This window comes from Clostridium sp. HV4-5-A1G, from assembly GCF_900184915.1.
GTDB classification, from domain to species: Bacteria; Bacillota; Clostridia; order Clostridiales; family Clostridiaceae; genus Clostridium_B; species Clostridium_B aromativorans.
Genome location: NZ_FXYI02000166.1, coordinates 1 through 8,025, shown reverse-complemented (window position 1 = coordinate 8,025; position 8,025 = coordinate 1). Strand labels below are relative to the sequence as shown.

Genomic DNA, 8,025 nt, shown 5'->3' with positions numbered 1-8,025 from the left:
ATTAAAAGCTAAATTTTTTCTAAATTATCTTTATATATTCAATATCCTTTTCATAGGTTTGCTCTTGAGTTCTTCTTGATATTAAATGTACCTATCGTGAATACTTTAATATAATAATTTTGAGGTGAATTATAATGTCAACTTTTGGCTCAATAACACCTGAAGAATTATCTCTCCTAGCAAATTTGGTTGCATTCCAACTTACAGAAGGAAAATCATCTGACGATAATAACGTATTAGGTAATTTTTTAACTGCCGTTGCAGCTAATATACTTACTATTGCAGCACAACAACAGAATCTTGAATCCTTAAAGGAAAAACAAGACCAAATTAAAAATCTTAAAAATCAAATCAAAGACTTAAAATGATGATTATAATACACGGATAGCAGCCTATCTGTGTATTTTTATTGACTGTATTCATCAGTTTTATTAATTTTAGACATATTTATTGGGAAGATACGGTTCCACTACAATCGTATTTCCCCTTATTCTGGCTACTTCAGGATATTCAGGCTTAATATTATCCTCGGGAGATCTTGTAACTATATTTGAAATCTGAAGCATTTCCGGTTGAAGGCAAATCGATGCAACTATGGCTTTAGAGTTGCCCCCAAATCCAGCATGAACATATCCTCTCAGTGATCCGAAGACTATTACGTTTCCACCTGCATATATTTCTGAGCCAGCATTCACATCCCCAATTACCACTATATTTCCCGAATAATTTATAACTTGTCCACTTCTTACAGTTTTTCTTAGAAACTTAGTCCTTCCCTCATAAATTCCTGAAAATATTTTATTGGGTTTTTCATTGCTGTCTTCAAATATACAATCTTTCACCAAGAATTTTTCAAATAATACATCTTTCAATTTAGCAAACTGTCTTTGATTTATGTACTCCAATTCCGTAGTTATTTTAATAGTACATCCTTTGTAAAACATACTTCCAACAGAAAGTCTTTTAACTAAAGATTCCAGCATCTCTTCAAAATCCTTAAATTTATTCATATTTATTATTATATTTATTCCATCTCGGTTGCCTTTAACCATTATATTATTATCTATCATACCAGCCTCCATAAGTCACCTCTAAAATAGTAATTCAACACTTTTTGTATAATTCCTTCTTAAATTCCGTCTTTATTTTTTAAATACCACCTGGTATCAAGCTATTATGACATAAAATTTGCGAATAGATCAGTCTATTCGCAAATTACTTTTATTCACTATTTTGTTCCAGTAGTAGTGGAGCCGCTTATAGTACCATTTGAAGTAAAATATGCAGAATAGATATCTCTAGCTACAGAGGCTGCTCCCACTCCTCCCTGACCACCGTCAAACAAGACCACACATACGGCTATCTGCGGCTTGTCAATTGGGGCAAATCCAATGTATTCAGCATAGTCGGTTCTTCCCACCTGGTCTTGATTAGCAAAACTGGCAGTACCTGTTTTACCTGCAGTACTTATGGGAAATCCGCTGAATACGGCTGCTGCCGTACCTTTTTCATTAACAGCGCTCATCCCCGCTTTAACAGTTTCCAAATTAGCAGAACTAACTCCAGTTTTTTCTATAATCTCTGGATTAACTTTTTCAATAACTTTTCCATCTGCATCCAAATACTGATCCACAAGATGCAGTTTATACCTGGTGCCGCCGTTGGCAATAGTAGCAACATAATTTGCTATTTGAAGAGGTGTGAACTGATTCAGTCCTTGACCTATGGCTGCATTTTCTATGTTGGCAGGAACCTTCAGCTGGGCATTGGCATCCGAAATAGTTATACTGTATATCACATTTATTAAATTGTCCATTTGGCTGCTGCTGATATCTTTTTTATTGTTGGGATCTTCTAGTGCAAGCTGCGAAAACAATTCCTTATATTTTGACCTGTCAAAAGATTTTTTCCCACTTTTTATAGAATCCTTTATGAGTGTTTTAATGCTGTTTTTAATTGAAGTAGTCTGTTTTGAATCACCGCTGTTGTCATATAAATCTACAGTAACAACCTTGTGGCCGTAGTCATCCTGTCCGTTTTTAAGTATGGACATGGTTTTCCAGAGATAGGTATTGGCATAGGTGTTTTTATTTGAAACAGTATTATATACTTGTCCAAACTTTTCCGGTATCTCTATTCCCGTAGTTGGTTTAATACTGCTGTTTGGATCTACACCAAGTCCAAATTTCCATGCATATTTGGCCAGAATATCGTCTCCGAAAGCATTTCTGAGTTTTTCCGCCACCGTCATAAAGTAGGGGTTACTGGATTTCTGTATGGCAGTTATGAGATTCACAACTCCATTGGGACCATCCAATTCAAAATTTACCTTTTTACTTCCCTGATAGAAATAGCCCTCGTCATCCACGGAAAAATCAGGAGTTATAACACCGGTTTCAAGTCCTGCAATAGCCGTCATAGGCTTGAAAGTGGATCCTGGAGGTATAAGAGACTGTGTGGCATAATTGTAAAATGGCTTTGGATATATATCATAGACATCTTTTCTTATAGTGGTGTTGTTTTTTATACTTTTGTCTACCGGGAAAAGAGTGTTCAGCACTTCATCCTCACTTTGCCCTGGATAATTACCTGTAATACCCCGTGATTCAATATAATTTTTCCCAAACTGTTTCAAATCAGGGTTGAAGTACTGGCTGTACATTTCCGAAGTCAATCTTCCTGGAACAGCAAAATCATTTGGATTATACCGAGGCACCTGTGCCATTGCCACTATAGCTCCCGTATTCACATTAACTACCACTGCAGTGCCCCTCGTAGCGTTTGAAGTGTTGGAACGCCTCATCTGATATGGATTAGCTCTAAGACTTGCCAGTGTATTTTCAAGGGAAGTTTCTGCTGCCTTTTGAACATCCTTATTTACTGTAAGTTGTACCGTCTGACCCGGATAGGGCTCCCTTTTTCCAAGTTCTTCAGTTATCCTTCCATTTTTATTGAGTTTTACTATTCTTCCACCTTTTGAACCTTTCAGTCTATCTTCAAGAGCTCCTTCAATTCCTGCCTGACCTACATAATCACTGCTCACGTCATATCCTTTTTCCGTATACTTTTCATAGTCAGAAGATATCTTCGATATATATCCTATAAAGTTGGATCCCAAATTACCGTTGGGATAAGACCTTATAGGCTGGGTAGTTACATCTATTCCTGGAAGTTCATTTAACATCTGTAAAAACTTAAAAGCGGTTTCCTTTTTTATATTGCTGGCCACTGTCACAGGCTTATATCCGGAAAAGCTCTGCATTTTCAAAGTATCCTTTACAATCATAAACCTTCTCTGCTGCTCAAGTGAATAGGCACTGCTGATGTTGTACTGTTTTACAAGTTTTTTAAAAGTATCTTCCGGAGATATCTTCAGAAGTTCTTTGTTGACTAAAACTTTTAGCTCATCATCAGAAATATTTTTATTCTTGTTTTTAATGCTTTTCTCGATATCCTCATTTAATCCCCTGTCCCTTTTAAATTTAATTTCAAGATTTTTCCTAGTTTCCTCATCGTCACTTCTGAATTCAAATTTAAAGGGATTTATCTTGAGCTCAAAATCATCCTGCTGACTTTCACCGCTGTCATCCAATATTTTAAACACCCTGCTCATAGTAGTGAAAAAAACTTCATCATTGTCATCTGTCTGGTTATACACCAGCATATATCCCTGAGTACTAGTAGCCAAAATCTTGCCTTTGCTGTCCAAAATCTTTCCTCTTGGAGCTATATCTGGAATTTCTCTTATGGATTTATTATTAGATTGTTCTTTATACTCCTGTCCCTTTACTACCTGAAGAAAGAAAAGCCTTCCCGCTATAGTAGTAAAGACAACTGACATAATTATAATGAGCGCAGTGTATCTTGTCATACTAGAGTGCATTTTTTCCCTCACAAGGTACCACCTCCACTTTTATAAATTTTTCTCCTTATTTTAAAATTTCCATTTAACCTGCATATAATCTTTTCTACAAAAATTATAAACTGGTTTATATATAAAAACACACAGAATCATATCATAAATAGCAGAGAAAAATACATTTGACATATTTACATATACTTTACTTAAGTAGAGAATACTCCATATTAAAATTCCTTTAAAAAGGATTAGCGAAAAGCAAGAAATAATGGGGATGATTCTCTTTTCTTTAAATATACTATTTCCTATTGCTCCCGCCATAATACACACTATCATATTGGTAAAAGAATTTATTCCAATTCCCTGGGAAAAATATATATCCTGAAGGATTCCTGCAAATATTCCCAACCATAATCCTTCCCATTTTCCATTTACAATAGAATAGCAAATTATAAAAATCAACAATAAACTTGGATAAAATGTTTTTACAGCAAAAAAAGGCATCAATACATTGTCTAAAATAAATAATAAAATTGATAAGAGAACAAGAACTAATATTTTTTTCATTTTATCTCACCCTAGTATTTAATATCTATTTTATTCTTAGGAACCACTATTAACAACTCCTGAATTTTATCAAAATTCACATAAGGTTTTATCACAGCATTTTTCATTACCTTTCCCTTATCATCTTCTACGCTTATTACGGATCCAATTCTTATTCCCTGAGGATATGAATTGTCAATTCCTGAAGTTAAAATTTCATCGCCTTTTTTAATAGTGGATTCCTGAGGCAAGTAGTAAAGCTTAGCTAAATATTTATCTTCACTGCCCTTATATCCCTTTACAATGCCGCTGTTTACTACTCCATTTGTATCCGCCGTTGCTCTTGCAATAGTACCCCCTACCGCCAAATTTTCGTTAGTCAAACATTGAACTATAGACCAACTCTTTTCTACATGAACAACCTGACCTACAAGACCTTCTGCGGTAACAGCCACCATTTGCTTTTCTATACCATCTGCACTTCCTCTATTTATTACAAGTTCGTCTAGAATTCCATCACTGCTCTTGCCTACTATGTCACAGCCTATATAGTCATATTCTGCCCTTTGTTTTTTGAAATTAAGTTCCTTTCTAAGCTGTGAATTCTCACTTTTCAAGGTATTATATTCTACCAGTTTATTTTTTAATGAGCTGTTTTCCTTACTTAATTCCTCATTTTCACTCTTTACTTCAGAAAAATTTATGAGAAAGCTTATGAAATTTTTCAGCCCACCATTAAACTTATACAAACCTCCCTGAACTGAACTAAAAGTAACACCTATTCCATTTCTTAAAACCGATCCACTGCCGCCCTTGATACTAAAAGGAATTAGAAATAAAAATACAATCGAAAGTATTATTATAGTTACTATCAACTTATTTTTTAAAAATCTCATAACCTATCACTATTTTCTACTGGCTACTATCTTATCAATAGTATCTAGAGCTTTCCCTGCACCAAGCGCAACACAGTCAAGAGGTGACTCAGCTATATGAACAGGCATATGGGTCTCCTGATTTATCAGTAAATCCAGTCCTCTCAGCATAGCTCCTCCTCCCGCCAGCATAATTCCTTTGTCCATTATATCCGATGCAAGTTCTGGAGGTGTCTTTTCAAGTGTAGTCTTTATAGCATCAATTATGGCTATTATAGGTTCTTTTAAGGCTTCCCTGACTTCAGTTTCAGTTATATTTATGACCTTAGGCAATCCTGAAATCAAATCTCTGCCCCTTATCTCCATGGATTTATTCTCATCCATATCAAAAGCCGAACCCAATTCAATTTTTACGTTTTCTGCCGTCCTCTCTCCTATCATCAGGTTATATTCCTTTTTTATATAGCTTATTATAGCTTGATCTAATTCATCTCCTGCAATCCTCAAAGACTTGCTCGTTACAATTCCTCCCAATGATATTATGGCAACTTCTGTAGTTCCTCCTCCTATATCCACAATCATGCTTCCCGTTGGTTCGTTTACAGGCAGGCCAGCTCCAATAGCAGCCGCCATAGGCTCTTCCATAAGGAGCACGTCTCTAGCACCTGCATGTTTCGTGGCTTCTTCTATAGCCCTTTTTTCCACTTCAGTAACTCCTGAGGGAAAACACACAAAAATTCTAGGACCTGCAAATGCAGATTTAGGGCTTACTTTTTCTATAAATTTTCTCAGCATAGCATGTGTAACATCAAAATCGGCAATAACTCCATCTTTAAGAGGTCTTATAGCCACTATATTTCCCGGCGTTCTTCCTATCATATCCTTGGCTTCATTGCCTATTGCCATGACCTTCTTAACGTCACTGTTTATAGCTACTACAGAAGGTTCCCTAAGTACTATTCCCTTTCCTTTAACATATATTAAAGTATTAGCTGTTCCAAGGTCAATTCCCATATCTCTTGACATTCCAAAAAATCCCATTTATATTTTCTCCTTTCAATCACTCAAAATTCCTTTTTCTTTTAAACTCACGTATATTCCCCCGCCTATTATCAAATGGTCAATTAACTTTATACCTAAAAGTTCACCACATTCTTTTAATCTATAAGTTACATTTATATCTTCACTGCTGGGTGATGGATCCCCAGAGGGATGATTATGACAAACTATTATAGAAGCAGCATTCTTTTTTATGGCATAAAAAAACACTTCTCTTGGATGGACTATGGAAGAATTTAAACTTCCAACAAATACATTCTTAATTCCCATAACTACATTCTTGGTGTTTAATATCATGACTTTGAGATATTCCTGCTTCAATTCTTTCATCTCTTCCATAACCAACATTGCTGCATCCTCAGGACTGCATATTTTATAATCACTGCCGCCCCTATAGGATCTAAATCTCTTTGACAGTTCCACCACCGCCATTATCTTAGCAGCTTTCGCTCTTCCAATACCACAAGTATCTGTGAGATCTTCCGTTGTAGAATTGAGAATCCCATTTAGTCCCCCGCTGTTTCTTATAATTCTATTACTCAAGGATATTATATTTTCTTTCTTGGATCCACATCCAAGTATTATAGCTAAAAGCTCTGCATTGGACAGCACTTCTGAGCCATATCTGAATAATCTTTCCCGTGGTCTTTCATTTTCTGGTAAATCCATAATTTTTAACATGTCTTTCATTTAAAAACTCCCTATTATAAATTTACCCCCATCCTACTTAACATATTATACAACTTATTTAAAGGTAATCCTACCACATTATAATAACATCCACAAATTTCCTCTACGAAAATTCCTCCATAACCCTGTATGCCATAGGATCCTGCCTTATCTATGTACTCTCCAGTTTTTAAATATTTTTCTATTTGCCTATCATCTATTTCAGAAAATTTTACAGTAGTACATACAAAATCGTTATAGATTTTATTTGAACTCTTGTCTATAACCGATATCCCTGAATATACTCTGTGTTCATTTCCACTTAAGGATTTTAACATATAAAAAGCCTCTTCGCCGCTGCTGGGTTTCCCCATTATCTTTCCATTAAAAAATACTACTGTATCACACCCTATTATAATTAAATCCCTATCTGTACATTTATCACATACATTTTTCGCCTTGCCCTCAGCTAATTTCATAACATATGAAGCACAGTCTTTATGAAATACAATAGAACTTTCATTAAAATCACTTACTATTACTTGAAAGCTCTTTACTAATCTTTTTAAAAGCTCTTTTCTCCTGCTAGAGGCTGAAGCCAATACAATTTTCAAGTTATCACTTCCTAATACCTTCTATATAATATTATAGCCATAATTATTCCTACTATAGTCATAATATTTATTTTAAAATCTACACCAAAAGTCACTGCCAAAACTTTAAGATTTAATACCAGTGGTTTAGGCATTCCAACCGAATAAGAGTCTTTAAGAAGGCTTAGAAAGTCCAAATTATTCCCAATTGCATCTCCAAGAACACTGCCCAATATAGCTCCCAGAAATATAAAAAGCCATAAAAGTCCTCTTTTTTTCCCTGCTTCTTTCACATAAAATCCCCTACCTTAATGATATATCTTATATAGATGTCTCTTATAAACATCTGACGCTGCCGACGAAGCTAGAAGTGTAGATCTCGGTGGTCGCCGTATCATTAAAAAAAAAAGGGGGGGGGGGGGGG

General features: G+C 35.2%; 9 protein-coding genes. 1 reads left to right on the top strand and 8 read right to left on the bottom strand.

Annotation, left to right across the window (positions count from 1 at the left end):
* Positions 1-134: 134 nt before the first annotated feature.
* A complete protein-coding gene (locus J5G60_RS14760) occupies positions 135-368 on the top strand; it encodes a hypothetical protein (protein WP_150358741.1) in 234 nt (77 codons plus the stop codon).
* A gap of 69 nt (positions 369-437) precedes the next feature.
* Here J5G60_RS14760 and minC read toward each other — a convergent pair whose 3' ends face one another.
* The 8 genes from minC to J5G60_RS14720 form a co-directional block, all read right to left on the bottom strand.
* Positions 438-1,070 carry a septum site-determining protein MinC gene (gene minC / locus J5G60_RS14755; RefSeq protein WP_150358740.1) on the bottom strand — a complete coding sequence of 211 codons (633 nt, stop codon included), beginning with the start codon at positions 1,068-1,070 and terminating at the stop codon, positions 438-440.
* Between the two features lie 158 nt (positions 1,071-1,228).
* Positions 1,229-3,883 (bottom strand): penicillin-binding transpeptidase domain-containing protein, encoded by a 2,655-nt coding sequence (locus J5G60_RS14750; RefSeq protein WP_150358742.1) that lies wholly within the window; start codon positions 3,881-3,883, stop codon positions 1,229-1,231.
* 51 nt (positions 3,884-3,934) lie between these two features.
* Complete coding sequence (mreD, locus tag J5G60_RS14745; RefSeq protein ID WP_150358739.1) at positions 3,935-4,426, bottom strand: rod shape-determining protein MreD; 492 nt, start codon at positions 4,424-4,426, stop codon at positions 3,935-3,937.
* Positions 4,427-4,437: 11 nt separating this feature from the next.
* On the bottom strand, positions 4,438-5,301 hold the full coding sequence (mreC, locus tag J5G60_RS14740) for a rod shape-determining protein MreC (protein WP_150358738.1): 864 nt from the start codon (positions 5,299-5,301) through the stop codon (positions 4,438-4,440).
* Positions 5,302-5,310: 9 nt separating this feature from the next.
* Positions 5,311-6,321 (bottom strand): rod shape-determining protein, encoded by a 1,011-nt coding sequence (locus tag J5G60_RS14735; RefSeq protein ID WP_150358737.1) that lies wholly within the window; start codon positions 6,319-6,321, stop codon positions 5,311-5,313.
* A 15-nt stretch (positions 6,322-6,336) separates the two neighbouring features.
* Positions 6,337-7,029: a RadC family protein gene (radC, locus tag J5G60_RS14730; protein WP_150358736.1), complete on the bottom strand. Its 693-nt coding sequence runs from the start codon at positions 7,027-7,029 to the stop codon at positions 6,337-6,339.
* Between the two features lie 14 nt (positions 7,030-7,043).
* Positions 7,044-7,622 (bottom strand): Maf-like protein, encoded by a 579-nt coding sequence (locus J5G60_RS14725; protein ID WP_150358735.1) that lies wholly within the window; start codon positions 7,620-7,622, stop codon positions 7,044-7,046.
* Between the two features lie 11 nt (positions 7,623-7,633).
* On the bottom strand, positions 7,634-7,894 hold the full coding sequence (locus J5G60_RS14720) for a DUF4321 domain-containing protein (RefSeq protein WP_150358734.1): 261 nt from the start codon (positions 7,892-7,894) through the stop codon (positions 7,634-7,636).
* Between the last annotated feature and the right edge of the window lie 131 nt (positions 7,895-8,025).